Annotated in this window: 11 protein-coding genes; 8 read left to right on the top strand and 3 right to left on the bottom strand. The window is 58.9% G+C overall.

Features of this window, described 5'->3' with window-relative positions; all coding sequences use genetic code 11:
* Window positions 1-193: 193 nt before the first annotated feature.
* From QN377_RS19455 to QN377_RS19440, 4 genes are read left to right on the top strand one after another with little or no spacing between them, the layout of a single operon-like run.
* Window positions 194-1,501, top strand: a complete 1,308-nt coding sequence (locus QN377_RS19455; RefSeq protein WP_301448600.1) for an MdtA/MuxA family multidrug efflux RND transporter periplasmic adaptor subunit — start codon at window positions 194-196, stop codon at window positions 1,499-1,501.
* On the top strand, window positions 1,498-4,599 hold the full coding sequence (locus QN377_RS19450) for an MdtB/MuxB family multidrug efflux RND transporter permease subunit (RefSeq protein ID WP_095018855.1): 3,102 nt from the start codon (window positions 1,498-1,500) through the stop codon (window positions 4,597-4,599). Before QN377_RS19455 ends, QN377_RS19450 begins: the two co-directional genes overlap by 4 nt.
* Window positions 4,596-7,703 carry an efflux RND transporter permease subunit gene (locus tag QN377_RS19445; RefSeq protein WP_095018856.1) on the top strand — a complete coding sequence of 1,036 codons (3,108 nt, stop codon included), beginning with the start codon at window positions 4,596-4,598 and terminating at the stop codon, window positions 7,701-7,703. The genes QN377_RS19450 and QN377_RS19445 overlap by 4 nt, the downstream gene beginning before the upstream one ends.
* On the top strand, window positions 7,700-9,133 hold the full coding sequence (locus QN377_RS19440) for an efflux transporter outer membrane subunit (protein ID WP_095021211.1): 1,434 nt from the start codon (window positions 7,700-7,702) through the stop codon (window positions 9,131-9,133). Before QN377_RS19445 ends, QN377_RS19440 begins: the two co-directional genes overlap by 4 nt.
* 142 nt (window positions 9,134-9,275) lie before the next feature.
* Here the strand turns inward: QN377_RS19440 and QN377_RS19435 are convergent, their stop codons facing one another.
* Together QN377_RS19435 and QN377_RS19430 are read right to left on the bottom strand one after the other, a co-directional pair.
* Window positions 9,276-10,352 (bottom strand): GGDEF domain-containing protein, encoded by a 1,077-nt coding sequence (locus QN377_RS19435; RefSeq protein WP_095002396.1) that lies wholly within the window; start codon window positions 10,350-10,352, stop codon window positions 9,276-9,278.
* A gap of 142 nt (window positions 10,353-10,494) precedes the next feature.
* A complete protein-coding gene (locus QN377_RS19430) occupies window positions 10,495-11,211 on the bottom strand; it encodes an HPP family protein (RefSeq protein WP_150628095.1) in 717 nt (238 codons plus the stop codon).
* 711 nt (window positions 11,212-11,922) lie between these two features.
* Between QN377_RS19430 and QN377_RS19425 the strand changes: the two genes are divergently transcribed.
* The 3 genes from QN377_RS19425 (at window position 11,923) to QN377_RS19415 (ending at window position 14,208) form a co-directional block, all read left to right on the top strand.
* Window positions 11,923-12,327: a TraR/DksA family transcriptional regulator gene (locus QN377_RS19425; RefSeq protein ID WP_016780464.1), complete on the top strand. Its 405-nt coding sequence runs from the start codon at window positions 11,923-11,925 to the stop codon at window positions 12,325-12,327.
* 196 nt (window positions 12,328-12,523) lie between these two features.
* Window positions 12,524-13,858, top strand: coding sequence for a phospholipase effector Tle1 domain-containing protein (locus QN377_RS19420; protein ID WP_323567652.1), 1,335 nt, complete (start codon window positions 12,524-12,526; stop codon window positions 13,856-13,858).
* A gap of 131 nt (window positions 13,859-13,989) precedes the next feature.
* Entirely contained in the window at window positions 13,990-14,208 is a 219-nt protein-coding gene (locus QN377_RS19415; RefSeq protein WP_095002399.1) for a hypothetical protein, read from the top strand.
* A gap of 9 nt (window positions 14,209-14,217) precedes the next feature.
* On the opposite strand, the gene QN377_RS19410 is transcribed toward QN377_RS19415, so the two are convergent.
* Window positions 14,218-14,451: a hypothetical protein gene (locus tag QN377_RS19410; protein ID WP_095002400.1), complete on the bottom strand. Its 234-nt coding sequence runs from the start codon at window positions 14,449-14,451 to the stop codon at window positions 14,218-14,220.
* A 373-nt stretch (window positions 14,452-14,824) separates the two neighbouring features.
* On the opposite strand from QN377_RS19410, the gene QN377_RS19405 reads away from it, so the two are divergent.
* On the top strand, window positions 14,825-15,295 hold the full coding sequence (locus tag QN377_RS19405; protein WP_095002401.1) for a hypothetical protein: 471 nt from the start codon (window positions 14,825-14,827) through the stop codon (window positions 15,293-15,295).
* Window positions 15,296-15,671: the final 376 nt, after the last annotated feature.

Raw genomic sequence — 15,671 nt, 5'->3', positions numbered from 1 at the left:
AGCCTGCTCGCGAAATCTTCAAGCACCACCGTCGACTGCCTTCGCGAGCAGGCTCGCTCCCACACAGATTCCACAGATTTCGTCGATCTTCATCTCAATGCCATCTCTATAACGTAAATAGCGGGTAAAGAGCCTTTTCATAACGGCCCGCACTGCTTATCGTTCCACCTCCTGAAAATTATCGCTCGCGCTAATGGTTGATCACTCCATGCAATCCTCTGTTTCCCACAAATCCCGTTTCTGGCTGTTTGGCCTGCTGGTCTTGCTGATAGTCCTTGGCCTGTGCTGGTGGCTATGGCCGTCTGCCGCAAAAAAGGCTGCGACCGATCAGCCCGCCGGGCACACCGGTCGCTCGGGCATGATGCGCCCGGGCTTTGGTGGCTCGACCCAGCCCGTGCCGGTGCGGGTGTCGGAAGTAACGCAGGGCGATTTCCCGATTTACTACAAGGCGCTGGGCACGGTGACCGCATTGAACACCATCAATGTGCGCAGCCGTGTAGCAGGGGAACTGGTCAAGGTTTATTTCAAGGAAGGGCAGATGGTCAAGGCAGGCGAACTGCTGGCTGAGATCGACCCGCGCAGTTATCAAAATGCCCTGCTGCAAGCCGAAGGCACGTTGCTGCAGAACCAGGCCCAGCTGAAAAATGCCCAGGTTGATGTGCAGCGCTACCGCGGGCTGTACGCCGAGGACAGTATCGCCAAACAGACCCTGGACACCGCCGAAGCGCTGGTCAGCCAATATCAGGGCACGGTGAAGACCAATCAGGCGGCGGTCAACGATGCCAGGCTGAACCTGGATTTCACCAAGATCCGCGCACCGATCAGCGGCCGTGTGGGCCTGCGTCAGCTGGACGTCGGTAATCTGGTAGCTGCCAACGACGCCACGGCCTTGGTGGTGATCACCCAGACCGAGCCGATTGTGGTCAGTTTCACCTTGCCCGAGACCAACCTGGCGCTGGTCCTTGAGCGTTATCGCAGCGGCGCGAAAATGCCGGTGCAGGCCTGGAATCGTGGCGATACCAAAGAGCTGGCAGTCGGTGTGTTGAGCAGCATCGACAATCAGATTGATATCACCACCGGTACCCTGAAGTTCAAGGCATTGTTCGAGAACCGCGATCAGGCGCTGTTCCCTAACCAGTTTGTCAATGTACGCCTGTTGGCCGACACCCTTGAAAACGTGGTGCTGGCTCCCACTGCAGCGATTCAGTACGGCACCAACGGCTCGTTCGTGTATGCCATGGACGGTGACAACAAGGTCAAGATTCGCAGCATTAAAGTGGGTGCCACCGATGGCGATGTGACCGTGATCGAAGAAGGCCTCAAGCCCGGTGATCGTGTAGTACTCGAAGGTACCGACCGTCTGCGTGATGGTGGCGCGGTGGAAGTGGTCAACGACAGTGCCGAAGTACCGGAAACGGCTGCCGGGCAACTGCTCGATGGCGGTGCCGATACCGATGCCACCCCGGCCGCGCACAACACCAAGTCCAAGGCCCGCGAATGAACCTGTCGCGCCTGTTTATCCTGCGCCCGGTTGCAACCACGCTGTGCATGCTGGCCATCGTGTTGTCCGGGATCATCGCCTATCGCTTGCTGCCGGTATCGGCCTTGCCCCAGGTGGATTACCCGACCATCCGCGTGATGACCCTGTACCCCGGGGCCAGCCCGGATGTGATGACCAGTGCAGTGACGGCACCACTTGAGCGTCAGTTCGGGCAAATGCCGGGGCTTACGCAGATGGCCTCCACCAGTTCCGGTGGTGCTTCGGTACTGACCCTGCGTTTCAATCTCGACATCAATATGGATGTCGCCGAGCAACAGGTGCAGGCTGCGATCAACGCCGCCAGCAACCTGCTGCCCAAGGATTTGCCGGCACCACCGGTGTACAACAAGGTCAACCCGGCGGATACCCCGGTACTGACCCTGGCCATCAGCTCCAAAACCATGCTGTTGCCCAAGCTCAATGACCTGGTCGATACGCGCATGGCGCAAAAAATTGCCCAGATCAGCGGCGTGGGCATGGTCAGCATCGCTGGCGGGCAACGCCAGGCGGTGCGGATCAAGGTCAACCCTGAAGCGCTGGCTGCCAATGGTCTGAACCTGGCCGATGTGCGCACCCTGATCGGTGCGTCCAACGTCAACCAGCCCAAGGGTAACTTCGACGGCCCTACCCGGGTGTCGATGCTGGACGCCAATGACCAGCTGAAAACCCCGCAAGAATACGCCGAACTGATTCTTGCCTATAACAACGGCGCACCGCTGCGACTCAAGGACGTGGCCGAAATTGTCGACGGCGCCGAGAACGAGCGCCTCGCAGCCTGGGCCAACGAAAACCAGGCGGTGCTGCTCAATATCCAGCGCCAGCCCGGTGCAAACGTGATTGAGGTGGTGGACCGGATCAAGGCACTGCTGCCAAGCATTACCGACAACCTGCCCGCCGGCATCGATGTCACGGTGCTGACCGACCGTACACAAACCATTCGCGCCTCAGTGCGCGATGTGCAGCATGAATTGCTGATCGCCATCGCCCTGGTGGTGATGGTGACCTTCCTGTTTCTGCGCAGGGCCAGCGCCACCCTCATTCCGTCGATTGCCGTACCGCTGTCGCTGGTCGGCACCTTTGGCGTGATGTACCTCGCCGGGTTTTCCATCAACAACCTGACGCTGATGGCCCTGACCATCGCCACCGGCTTTGTGGTCGATGATGCCATCGTCATGCTGGAGAACATCTCGCGCTATATCGAGGAAGGTGACAGCCCGATGCAGGCGGCGCTCAAGGGCGCCAAACAGATCGGCTTCACCCTGATCTCGCTAACCCTGTCGCTGATCGCGGTATTGATCCCGCTGCTGTTTATGGCCGATGTAGTGGGGCGCCTGTTCCGCGAATTTGCCATCACCCTGGCGGTGGCGATCCTGATCTCGCTGGTGGTCTCGCTGACCCTGACCCCGATGATGTGCGCGCGCCTGCTCAAGGCCGAGCCCAAGCCTGAAGAGCAGGGGCGTTTCTACCGTGCCAGCGGCGCGTTTATCGACTGGATGATCGCCGAGTACGGGCGCATGTTGCAGTGGGTGCTCAAGCACCAGCCGCTGACCCTGCTGGTGGCCATCGGTACACTGGCCTTGACCGTGTTCCTGTATATGGTGGTGCCCAAGGGCTTTTTCCCGGTGCAGGACACCGGGGTGATCCAGGGCATTTCCGAGGCGCCGCAATCGATTTCGTTCAGTGCCATGAGTCAGCGTCAGCAGGAGCTGGGCAAGATCATTCTGCAAGACCCGGATGTCGAGAGCCTGTCCTCCTATATTGGCGTGGACGGGGATAACCCGACCCTCAACAGCGGTCGCATGCTGATCAACCTCAAGCCCCACAGCGAGCGCAGCGACAGTGCCATCGAGGTGATTGCGCGGCTGCAGCCGCAACTGGACAAGCTGTCGGGCATCCGCCTGTTTATGCAGCCGGTGCAGGACCTGACCATCGAAGACCGCGTCAGCCGTACCCAGTACCAGTTCAGCCTGTCATCCCCGGATGCTGACATGCTCAGCACCTGGACGCAGAAACTGGTCACCGCGTTGTCCAATCAGCCTGAACTGGTCGATGTGGCCAGTGACCTGCAGGACAAGGGCCTGCAGGTATACCTGGTGATCGATCGCGATGCGGCATCACGCCTGGGCGTGTCGGTGGCCAATATTACCGATGCCCTGTATGACGCTTTCGGTCAGCGGCAGATTTCGACCATTTACACCCAGGCCAGCCAGTACCGCGTGGTCTTGCAGGCCAAGGACGGCGAGAAAATCGGCCCGCAGGCGCTGGATCAGATCCACGTCAAGACCACCGATGGTGGCCAGGTGCGGCTGTCGAGCCTGGCCCGGGTCGAGGAGCGTCAGGCACAACTGGCCATTTCCCATATCGGCCAGTTCCCTTCGGTAATGGTCTCGTTCAACCTTGCGCCTGGCGTGGCATTGGGCCAGGCCGTGGAACTGATCGATCAGGTGCAGAAGGACATCGGCATGCCGGTGGGGGTCAAGACCGAATTCCAGGGTGCCGCGCAGGCGTTCCAGGCTTCGTTGTCGAGCACTTTGCTGCTGATTCTGGCGGCGGTGGTGACCATGTATATCGTGCTGGGCGTGCTCTATGAGAGCTATATCCACCCGATCACCATTCTCTCCACCCTGCCATCGGCAGCAGTGGGTGCCTTACTGGCGCTGATCCTCAGCGGCAATGACCTGGGCATGATTGCGATTATCGGCATCATCCTGCTGATCGGTATCGTCAAGAAAAACGCAATCATGATGATCGACTTCGCCCTCGACGCCGAGCGTAACCAGGGCATGGCACCGGAGCAGGCGATCTATCAGGCGGCACTGTTGCGCTTCCGGCCGATCCTGATGACCACCCTGGCAGCATTGTTTGGTGCCGTACCGCTGATGCTGGCCACCGGTTCCGGGGCAGAATTGCGCCAGCCCCTGGGTCTGGTGATGGTCGGTGGTTTGCTGGTGAGTCAGGTCTTGACTCTGTTTACTACCCCCGTGATCTATCTGTACTTCGATCGCTTGGGGCGTCGCTGGCGTGGTGATGCGGCCCAGGCTGAGCAGGCGTCGGTATGAACCTGTCCGGCCCGTTTATCAAACGCCCGGTAGCCACCATGCTGCTGAGCCTGGCAATCATGTTGCTGGGCGGGGTGAGCTTTGGTTTGCTGCCGGTGTCGCCGTTGCCGCAAATGGATTTCCCGGTGATCGTGGTGTCGGCCAGTTTGCCCGGGGCCAGCCCCGAGGTGATGGCATCTACCGTGGCCACGCCGCTTGAGCGGGCCTTCGGTGCGATTGCCGGGGTCAATACCATGAGCAGCAATTCAAGCCAGGGCTCGACCCGGGTGATTTTGCAGTTCGATCAGGACCGCGACATCAACGGCGCGGCGCGGGAGGTGCAGGCGGCGATCAACGCCTCGCGCAACCTGCTGCCCAGCGGCATGAAAAGCATGCCCACCTACAAGAAGATCAACCCCTCGCAAGCACCGATCATGGTGTTATCGCTGACCTCCGAGGTGTTGTCCAAGGGCCAGCTCTATGACCTGGCCTCGACCATTCTTTCGCAAAGCCTGTCCCAGGTGCCGGGTGTAGGTGAAGTGCAGATTGGCGGCAGCTCGCTGCCCGCCGTGCGCATCGAGCTGGAACCGCAACTGCTCAACCAGTACGGCGTCTCGCTGGATGACGTGCGCAACACCATTGCCAATGCCAACGTGCGCCGGCCCAAGGGCGCAGTGTCCGATGGCGAGCGCAACTGGCAGATCCAGGCCAACGACCAGCTGGAAAAGGCCAAGGACTACGAACCGCTGATCATCCGTTACCAGGATGGCGCGGCGCTGCGCCTGAGCCATGTGGCCAAGGTCAAGGACAGTGTTGAAGACCGTTACAACAGCGGTTTTTTCAATAACGATGCGGCGGTGCTGCTGGTGGTCAACCGCCAGGCCGGGGCCAATATCATCGAGACCGTGAACGCGATCAAGGCCCAGTTGCCGGCCTTGCAGGCGGTGCTGCCGGCAAGCGTGCAGCTGAACCTGGCCATGGACCGTTCACCGGTGATCAAGGCTACGCTGCACGAGGCCGAAATGACCCTGCTGATCGCCGTGGCGCTGGTGATTCTGGTGGTGTTCCTGTTCCTCGGCAATTTCCGCGCATCGCTGATTCCGACGCTGGCAGTGCCGGTGTCGTTGGTGGGCACTTTTGCCATCATGTACCTCTACGGCTTCTCGCTGAACAACCTGTCGCTGATGGCGCTGATTTTGGCCACCGGGCTGGTGGTGGACGACGCCATCGTGGTGCTGGAGAACATCTCGCGGCATATCGACGCCGGTGTGGCGCCCATGAAAGCGGCCATGCTGGGGGCCAAGGAAGTCGGTTTTACCCTGCTCTCGATGAACGTGTCACTGGTGGCAGTGTTCCTCTCGATCCTGTTTATGGGCGGGATTGTCGAGAGCTTGTTCCGCGAGTTTTCCATCACCCTGGCCGCTTCGATCGTGGTGTCGCTGGTGGTGTCCCTGACCCTCACGCCCATGCTTTGCGCACGCTGGCTAAAACCCCATGTGCCGGGCACGGAAAACGCCATGCAGCGCTGGAGCATCCGCCTTAACCAGCGCATGGTCAGCGGCTATGCACGCAGCCTGGACTGGGTGCTGCGGCACAAGCGCCTGACATTGCTCAGCCTGCTGGTAACCATTGGCGTTAACGTGGCGCTGTATGTGGTGGTGCCGAAAACCTTTATGCCGCAACAGGACACCGGGCAACTGATCGGTTTTGTGCGTGGCGACGACGGCCTGTCGTTCAGCGTGATGCAGCCGAAAATGGAAATCTTTCGCAAGGCGGTGCTGGCCGATCCTGCGGTAGAAAGCGTTGCCGGTTTTATTGGTGGCAATGGCGGCACCAACAACGCCTTTATGATCGTGCGTCTCAAGCCGATCTCGGAACGCAAGGTGTCGGCGCAAAAGGTCATCGAACGGCTGCGCGAGAGCATGCCCAAAGTGCCCGGCGGCCGCCTGATGCTGATGGCCGACCAGGACCTGCAGTTTGGCGGTGGGCGTGACCAGACCAGCTCGCAGTACTCCTACATCCTGCAAAGCGGCGATCTGGGCGAGTTGCGCACCTGGTATCCAAAAGTGGTGGCCGCGTTCAAGGCATTGCCTGAGCTGACCGCTATCGATGCCCGTGAAGGCCGCGGTGCCCAGCAGGTGACCCTGGTGGTTGATCGCGACCAGGCCAAGCGCCTGGGGGTGGATATGGACATGGTCACTGCCGTGCTCAACAACGCCTACAGTCAGCGGCAGATTTCCACTATCTACGACAGCCTGAATCAGTATCAGGTGGTGATGGAGGTCAACCCCAAGTACGCCCAGGACCCCGAAACCCTGAATCAGGTGCAGGTGATAACCGCCGATGGTCAGCGTATTCCGCTGTCGGCCATTGCCCACTATGAGAACAGCCTGCAGAACGACCGGGTATCCCACGAGGGCCAGTTCGCTTCGGAGAGCATTGCGTTCGACCTGGCCCCCGGTGTCACCCTGGAGCAGGGTACGGCAGCCATTGAACGGGCGGTGGCCAAGCTCGGCCTGCCGGAAGAAGTGATCGTGAAAATGGCCGGTACGGGCGATGCTTTTGCCGCCACGCAAAAAAGCCAGCCGTTCATGATTCTTGGCGCCTTGGTAGCGGTGTACCTGGTGCTGGGGATTCTCTATGAGAGTTACATCCACCCGTTGACCATTCTGTCGACCTTGCCGTCTGCCGGTGTTGGTGCGTTGTTGAGCATTTACCTCACGGGCGGGGAGTTCAGCCTGATTTCACTGCTGGGGCTGTTCCTGTTGATTGGTGTGGTAAAGAAAAACGCGATTTTGATGATCGATCTTGCCCTGCAACTGGAACGTCATTCGGGCCTCGACCCGCAAGCGTCGATCCGCAGTGCCTGCCTGCAACGTTTAAGGCCGATCCTGATGACCACCCTGGCGGCCATTCTCGGTGCCTTGCCACTGATGCTGAGCAGCGCCGAAGGCGCGGAAATGCGCCAGCCCCTGGGCCTGACCATTATCGGCGGGCTGATCTTCAGCCAGATTCTGACCCTTTACACCACGCCTGTGGTTTACCTCTATCTCGACCGCCTGCGCCATCGCTTCAACAAATGGCGCGGCGTGCGCACTGATGCTGCTCTGGAAACTCCGCTATGACCTCTCGTTCGTTTTTCCTTGCCCCGGCGTTGTCCGTTGCGCTGCTTAGCGGCTGTGCCATCGGCCCGGACTACCAGCGCCCGCAAACGGCGGCGCCCCTTGAGTACAAGCAGGCAGCCGGCTGGACCCAGGCCAATCCGAGCGACTCACTGGCCCGAGGTGCCTGGTGGGAGCTGTATGGCGACCCGCAGCTCAATGCGCTGGTCGACAAACTCAACAGTGCCAACCAGAGCGTTGCGCAGTCTGAAGCCCAGTTCCGTCAGGCCCAGGCCTTGGTGCGCAGTGCGCGCGGGGCGTTCCTGCCCAGCGCCGACCTTAGCGTGGGCAAGACCCGGTCCAGCCAGGGCACCGGCAGCTCAAACTCCAGCCTGACCAGCTCCAGCAGCGGCATACGGGACACCTTGAATGCCCAGGTCGGGGTGAGCTGGGAGGCCGACGTTTGGGGCAAGTTGCGCCGTGGTCTGGAAGCCAACGAGGCGAGTGCCGAGGCCAGCCTGGCCGACCTCGCGGCGATGCGCCTGAGCCAGCAGTCGGAGCTGGTGCAGAACTACCTGCAATTGCGGGTGATCGATGAGCAGAAGCGTTTGCTCGAAGCCACGGTCGAGGCCTATCAACGTTCACTGAAAATGAGCGAAAACCAGTACCGTGCGGGAATTTCCGGCAAGGATGCGGTGGCTCAGGCGCAAACCCAGTTGCGCAATACCCAGGCCAGCCTGATCGACCTGATCTGGCAGCGGGCGCAATTTGAAAACGCAATAGCGGTGCTCACCGGTCAAGCACCAGCAGGGTTCAACCTGGCGGAAATTAAAAACGTACCCAAGTTGCCGCAGATCCCGGTCAGCCTGCCGTCGCAACTGCTGGAGCGGCGTCCTGACATCGCTTCGGCGGAGCGCTCGGTGATTGCTGCCAACGCCAACATTGGTGTAGCCAAGGCGGCTTACTACCCCGATTTCAGTTTGAGCCTGTCGGGTGGCTACAGCAGCAGTCAGTATCAGGACTGGATCAGCGTGCCCAACCGCTTCTGGTCGGTGGGGCCGAAAATCTCCCTGCCGTTGTTCGATGGTGGCCAGCGCTCGGCAGAAGTCGATCGCAATGAAGCCGTGTATGACCAGACGGTGGCCAAGTATCGCCAGACCGTGCTCGACGGTCTGCGGGAAGTGGAAAACTACATGGTGCAGTTGAAGGTGCTGGGCGATGAGTCGGTGGTACAGGAGCAGGCACTGGAGTCGGCCCGCGAGTCGTTGCGCCTGACCAGTAACCAGTACAAGGCGGGCTTGATTGCTTACCTGGACGTGGTTTCGGTGCAAACAACAGCCCTGAGCACCGAGCGCAGCGTACTTAACTTGCTGCAGAGCCGTCTGATTGCCAGTGTGCAACTGATTGCGGCGCTGGGTGGCGGCTGGGATGGCAATACCGAGTTGAGCGACTGACGCAGACCCCTCACCCCAGCTTGATCCGCTTTTGCTCTTGGTTCCCTCTCCCTCTGGGAGAGGGCCAGGGTGAGGGGCTTTTGATCCGGCTCAATACGGCCAGCTCGCCGAATTACGCTATATCCCCCGATCTGCCAGCCGCTCACGAATAAAACGTAAACCTGTCCTTGCCGTCATGCTTGGAGCCGTACAGCGCCTTGTCGGCCTTGGCCAGCGCCTGGTTGAGGGTGTCTTCCTCTTCGACCCGGGCCAGGCCGATACTGATGGTCACGGGGTGTGCGTCGGGATCTTCACGCACCCGGCGACACAGGCTCTGCGCCAGTACTTCGACGTCTTCGCGGCGCACGCCGGGCAGGTACACGGCAAACTCCTCACCACCCAGCCGTGCGTACGCAAAATCAGCCATCACTGCCTTGATGCTGGCGGCCGTACGCTTGAGCACCTCATCGCCAATATCATGGCCGTACTGGTCGTTGACCTTCTTGAAATTGTCGATATCGATCATCGCCAGATAGTGGTCGTGCTCCCTGGGGCGGGTCAGCAGTACATGCCCGGCCTGAAGCATGAAAGAGCGCCGGTTGGGGATCTCGGTCAGGGCATCGATATAGGCCTGGGCCACCAGTAACTTGGACATGGTGTAATTGTGCAGCTTGATCCGGCGCAGCTTGAAAAAACTGTAGGTGGTCAGGCTGCACAAAAAGGTGAAGTAGCAGAGGATCAGCAAGCCGCGCAGATCCATGACCGAGACATCGGCCATCAGGAAAGGGTTGAGGGTGACACAGCTGATGGCGGCAACGGCGAGAAACGCCCAGCGGCTGAGCGGCAGCACCGACGCGCTATAAAGAATGCTTGAGGTGGCGAGTGCCAGCCAGATCGGCTGGGTCTCGGCTGGCAGGCCGAAAATGATCAGGCGCAAACCGAGTGTGATGATGGCTACGAAAACCGTATTGAGTACATCGAAGTGCCGGTAATTGCCGACAAAGCCCAGAATAATGGTCAACCCCACCATGACGCTGATAAACAGCAGGGACAGGCCGGTAAATCCCTGGCCGCCTTTGGTGCTGACAATCAGGTTGAACAGTAACCAGATAGCAATGCTGGTGATATAGGTCAGGCTGCAAAAATTGCGCAGCTTTTCGAAATCATGTTGGGCAAATTCAGCTTGCAAGGCGGGCGGGGCGGCCTGTTTCGAGATCTCATTTTCAATGGTTTTGAGCATTGCGAGCCTTGATCACTGTCGGATGGCGGAATCCGGGTGATCAGGCACTCAAGCATGTCTGCCGCCCAGGTTACCTCGTTAACCCTAGCAGGAGTTGGGCGCTTATCGATACAGGGCAAGCAGGGCAGGCAGCGCCCCAGGCTCAACGGTTCTGGCTGAACACTTCACCGATACTGCGCCGGCGCGCATGCAGCTCGCTGGCTCGAATCAACTCTTCGAGATCTTCGGGGGTAACGTCGATAAATGCGTCCATTTGCTGCAACGCATGGTGCAAATCTTCAGCACTGATGCCCGGGTTGACCGGTGCCTGATCGGTGCTGGCCGCAGGGCTCGGCTCGGACGGTTTTTTCGGGTAACGCACGCGGGTCAGGTTGTTATAGGCCAGTGCCGCGAGCAGCATGCACACTGCGCCGAGCATCACCGGTGCAAGCATGCCCCAGCCAAGACTGGCACTGTCCGGGTCGGCCAGTACCACCAGCAGCGCCAGTGCACCGGCAGGCGGGTGCAGGCAGCGCAGCAGGCACATGCTGATCATTGCCAGACCTACGGCCAGGCACGCGCTGTCGAGGCTGCGGCCAAGAAAATGCACCACCCCCAGCGACACGACCGTGGCGCACAGATAGCCGCCGACAATCGACCAGGGTTGCGCCAGTGCACCCGAGGACACGGCAAACAGCAAAATGGCCGAAGCGCCCAACGGGCCGATCAGGTGCATGGCCACGGGCAGGCCATAGAACAGGCTGCAGAACCACACACTGAATAGTGTGCCAAGGGACACGCCAATGGCGGCACGGCTCCATTCGGTGGGGCGGGTGTTCGTAGCCGCAGGCAATAGGCGGCTGATCCAGCGGGTTTGCATGGTCAGGTAAATCCGGTTTTGTGAAGCAGGAAGGTAAAAAAAGGGCCTGGCGGGTTAACCGGCAAGCCCTTGAAAATGTTCCTTCATCTGGGGGAGGAACGCGAGCAGTCTGCCCAGCCGTTAACCAATACGCAAATGCATAATAATGATAGTTAAGTGCATTTAAATTGATGTTTGGTGGGGTGGAGCATTACCTGGGCATGGCTGCCCGGTTTCCCGGGCGAGCCAGCCATGAAAAGTTGGCCCAATACGCGCTCATGCACCCCATTGCTTACTAAACGTCGCTCGATCTGGTTGCACACGGCAGGGCTGTATTGGCCAGTGGTTCTTTTATTACGAGCAGGGCATTTCGCGGTTTTATCGGCGTGCCCGGTTCGGGTGCGCGGGTCTCGCCCTTAACAATATAGAGATGACCCATCAGCTGTGGGTCATCGCACCTGGTAGGGGATTTTCAGCCTGCGCATTGAATTTCTTGCTATAAACGCACTCCATTAGCCCCGCTGAGCACGTTTTTCGTCACTTTCCAGGTTTTGCTGGACAAATAGGTGTGTTTTCAGTTGCTGAGTCGATAACTCGGCCTTAGACTGCCGCCCCTCGTAAATTGAGTGCCGGGTGGCGCTTGAAATAGATGGCACCTAACTGGTTGGGATGAAGATCGGTCAGAACGCTCCCTAATTCGCCTTAATGCACGTATTTTTTATAGAGAAATCAATGACAAAGGATAAGTTGCTGGCCATGCCGGCGGATGACTACATGAATGCCGAGCAACATGCTTTTTTCAGCGAGTTGCTGCAAAACATGAAGGTCGAAACCCACGAGCGTATCGAGCAGAACCGCATCGCGATCGAGAGCCTGGACACTCCGGCTGACCCGGCCGACGCTGCTTCGGTTGAAGAAGAGCGCACCTGGCTGGTGAACGCCATCGACCGTGATCAGCGCATGCTGCCCCAGCTCGAACAGGCGCTGGAACGTATCAAGGATGACAGCTTCGGCTGGTGTGATGACAGTGGCGATGCAATTGGCCTCAAGCGCCTGCTGATCAGCCCTACCACCAAGTACTGCATCGAAGCTCAAGAGCGTCACGAGCAAATCGACAAGCATCAGCGTCAAGCCTGAAGGCTTGACCTTGCCGGAGCCGTGTCCTGCGGTTCCGGTAGCTTGGGCTGCGCAGCCGTCCGCGCTGTCGCCCTGGCCTCTGTTGTAATTCCCCGTAAAAATTTAAACCTGACGTTGAGCTGAGTGTTTTGGTCATGCCCCTTTATATTTGGCACGGCGTTTCCACGCGAAGCTGAAAAGAACGAGGGCCAGTGTCATGAGTCACTCAAGCAATACGGGGTATGTATTGCGTGTCGGTATTTTTTTTGATGGCACGGCCAATAACCAGTTCAATATCCTCTCGGGCCGCGAGCGCCAGGCCCGGGGCCTCAAGGTCGAACCCGGCAGCAGTTATGCCGGTGAACCCACCAATATCGCCCGCCTGCACCGGCACTACCCTGTGCAAACGACGTTCAAGGATTCACAGGCGCTGACTTCGCTCTACGTCGGCGGTATTGGCACAACCACAGGGGCAGTTGATACCTCCTTCCCGGGCCTGACCTATGGCCGTGGGCGCACCGGGGTGCTGGGCAAGGCCGATGAGGCCCTGGAGCAACTGAGCCAATGTCTGGCGCAATTTCTACGGCTGGCTCCCGCCAATGCCCTGAGCCGTCTGCAACTTGACCTTTTTGGCTTCAGCCGCGGCGCTGCCGCAGCCCGCCACTTTGCCAACCAGGTGCATGCCACGGCCTTCACGCAGCAGTTTGCGCTGGCTTCTGACTTCAAGTGCAGCATCGAGTTTATCGGGCTCTTCGATACTGTTGCAGCCATGGGCGGGCTGGAGGACCTGGGTGATGTGGGGGATGACATCAATCCGGGGCTCAATCTGTATCTGGGGCCTGAGTGCGCGCAACAGGTGGTTCAGCTGTGCGCACGGGATGAGCAGCGACGCAATTTTTCCCTGACCCGCATTGCCCCGCAATGGCCGCTGGATATATTCCTGCCCGGAGTCCATGCCGATCTTGGCGGCGGTTATCCGGTCGAGATGCAAGAGCAGGTGCAGTTGACGCGCTGGCAGAGCAATCTGGTCAGCCCGTCCACACCCATCAGGCTGACCAGTGCCTGGAAGCTGGCCCAGGCGCAGTTGCTGGACTGGCAAGCCAGGGATTTGATTGATCCGCTCGCTGAGCAGGACTTCGTGCAAGTGCGCACCGAAGAGCAGAAGGCCGGCAGCCGCCAGGACCCGATGAAGCGCGTCCAGGCCGCCGTCTTTATGCAGCGCCGGGTGCTGGGTCATCTTTCCCGTGTGTATCTGCGCATCATGCATTCGCTGGCATGCAAACAGGGTGTGCCCTTTGCCGCCTTGAACAGTGCCCAGGATGCCTTGCCTGATGAACTGTTGCCCATCGCTGCAAGGCTCGAAGCGCAGGTACTGAAAAGTACAATCAAGCTCACCCCTGCCCAGGAGCGCTTGTTGCGTCAGCGCTACGTTCATCAATCGGCCAATTTCAATGCCAATGTGGGCCAGGGGCTAGGGGTACTCGACAAGGCGTTTTTCAATATTGCCCAGGAGGGCGGGCGCAATGTTTTCGAGCAAAAGCCGCCGGTTTGAGCCCGCATGCAGGGGATATTGTTACCGCTGATGCAATGCAGCTATGCAGGGCATAGCTTTTTCCAGCGTCCTTAACTCTTTAAGATGGCCGACATCGTTAGGTGACTAACTAAATAGTTGGAGTATCCACCATGTCCAATCGGGTAGATGTTGCCGTGATGATCGGCTCGGGTGTGCCCAAGGGGTTGCGGGCCACGGGGCAAAAGGCCTGCTGGGTTGTGCTGGTCAACGGCGAGCAACGCGGGACGGCGTTCTCCAGCCGCATGGAAGCTGAAGAGTGTCGCGCTGCCTGGCTGGCGCAGCTGAGCGCTAGCGCGTGCGCAATGCAGGCTCGGGCTCAGCGTGCTTGACGGGTTACGTCAAGATGCGTTCAGGGCGCCTGCGTCCACTGCGAGCTTCAATTCCTGCGCCGAACCCCTGGCGGCAATTTCAGCCTGCTCGGCGGTCTTGAACCAGCGGTCTTTCTCGACCTGATGGTAAGTCACGGTTTTCAACGGTGGCTTGGCGCGCATCACGATCACGGCCTGAAACTCACCATCGACTTCTTTGGACTCGCCGCGGATAAAAAATTCGCCAATATCAAATTCCGTCACGTGTCGCTTTCCCTTCGAGGTAATGAAGCCGGACAACCCGGCGGCATGGGCCAGGCTGATTTTTCGGCCAGTATGGCAGTTGTTGACAGCCAGCGGCGCAGTTAACGACGAAAGCCCTGTAGAACCGGGCCTCAATCAAGAAAAATTTACGGATTCCCTGACTGAGAAGTGGATGTGTATACCCAACTTCGGGCATGAGCCGGTAGAATGGTGGTCCTGTCGTATTTTTAGTCTTGATGTCACATGCCACTCCTTGCCCCATCAGCCAGGAGATTTTGCTGTACCCGGTTTTTTAATAAGTGGGCTAAGGCCTTTTTTCTGCTGCCTGTTATTTGTTCTGGTAGCGCCACTTCACGTTTTCGAGGGTTTTTCGTTGGCAGTCAGCAATCTGGAAATGCATGCGTTGTTTGTTCTGGGTGATTTGCGGGCACGTTTGGTCAAACTGTTCCAGTCCCGCTTTGTGTACGTTACCGAGCAGAACGCTGAAGGTATTTACATCGCTGAAATCGATACTGAATCAGCGCTGGTGGTAGATGACAAACCAGGTCTCGGGCTCAAGGTCGGTGATCATTTTCGCGCAGCAGTCTTGCCCAGCCGCGAAGGTGGCAAGTTCGAAATCAAATTTCGCGATATCAAAATGACGATCTACGGCATCGGTGACTACGCCTATGTCAGCTCGCCTCTGGGCGAAGGTATCGTGTTCAAGGAAGGTCAGACCGTGATGCTGATCTTCGCAGCCCAGGAGCAGCTCAAGGAAGGCCTGAGCAAGACCCTCAAGGCCGTGACCGCCAAAGCGGCCAAATGGCCCAAGGGCGAGCTGGCGTTCAAGGCCAGCAAAGAGTGACCGAAACCTGAGCAAAACACCTGTTGCAGTTGACGAGTAGAACGAGGCTACGTCCGGCGGCGAAGCCGTCGTAAACCCGGTGAGCCGGGTTTGACTGGCAGACCGCAGTGCCTGTTTTGGGGCTGCTGCGCAGCACAACGCAGCCTCGTTCCTACGCCAGCAGCTACAGAATCACTGCAACTGTGGGAGCGAGCTGCAACAGAGTCTCTCCAGAGACTGCCAGCTCACGTTTTTCGGGATTTTTCGTACAGGTTTGTCAATTGCTGCGTGACGGTTGAGGCCTGCTTGATCTTGTTTGTTTATTTGTGTCTAACTGAGACTATGGTTTCGACCTTACGTCGAGTCCCTTTTGGAAGGACCCAAAAGGAACCAAAAG

The organism is Pseudomonas sp. CCC4.1, assembly GCF_035019225.1.
Taxonomy (GTDB): domain Bacteria; phylum Pseudomonadota; class Gammaproteobacteria; order Pseudomonadales; family Pseudomonadaceae; genus Aquipseudomonas; species Aquipseudomonas bubulae.
This window is presented reverse-complemented; position numbering and strand designations above follow the sequence as displayed.

Coding starts and splice junctions, on each gene's coding strand:
- QN377_RS19450 (WP_095018855.1), top strand. CDS start 1,498: ATGAACCTGTCGCGCCTGTTTATCCTGCGCCCGGTTGCAACCACGCTG.
- QN377_RS19430 (WP_150628095.1), bottom strand. CDS start 11,211: ATGCAAACCCGCTGGATCAGCCGCCTATTGCCTGCGGCTACGAACACC.
- QN377_RS19425 (WP_016780464.1), top strand. CDS start 11,923: ATGACAAAGGATAAGTTGCTGGCCATGCCGGCGGATGACTACATGAAT.
- QN377_RS19445 (WP_095018856.1), top strand. CDS start 4,596: ATGAACCTGTCCGGCCCGTTTATCAAACGCCCGGTAGCCACCATGCTG.
- QN377_RS19440 (WP_095021211.1), top strand. CDS start 7,700: ATGACCTCTCGTTCGTTTTTCCTTGCCCCGGCGTTGTCCGTTGCGCTG.
- QN377_RS19420 (WP_323567652.1), top strand. CDS start 12,524: ATGAGTCACTCAAGCAATACGGGGTATGTATTGCGTGTCGGTATTTTT.
- QN377_RS19455 (WP_301448600.1), top strand. CDS start 194: ATGGTTGATCACTCCATGCAATCCTCTGTTTCCCACAAATCCCGTTTC.
- QN377_RS19415 (WP_095002399.1), top strand. CDS start 13,990: ATGTCCAATCGGGTAGATGTTGCCGTGATGATCGGCTCGGGTGTGCCC.
- QN377_RS19435 (WP_095002396.1), bottom strand. CDS start 10,352: ATGCTCAAAACCATTGAAAATGAGATCTCGAAACAGGCCGCCCCGCCC.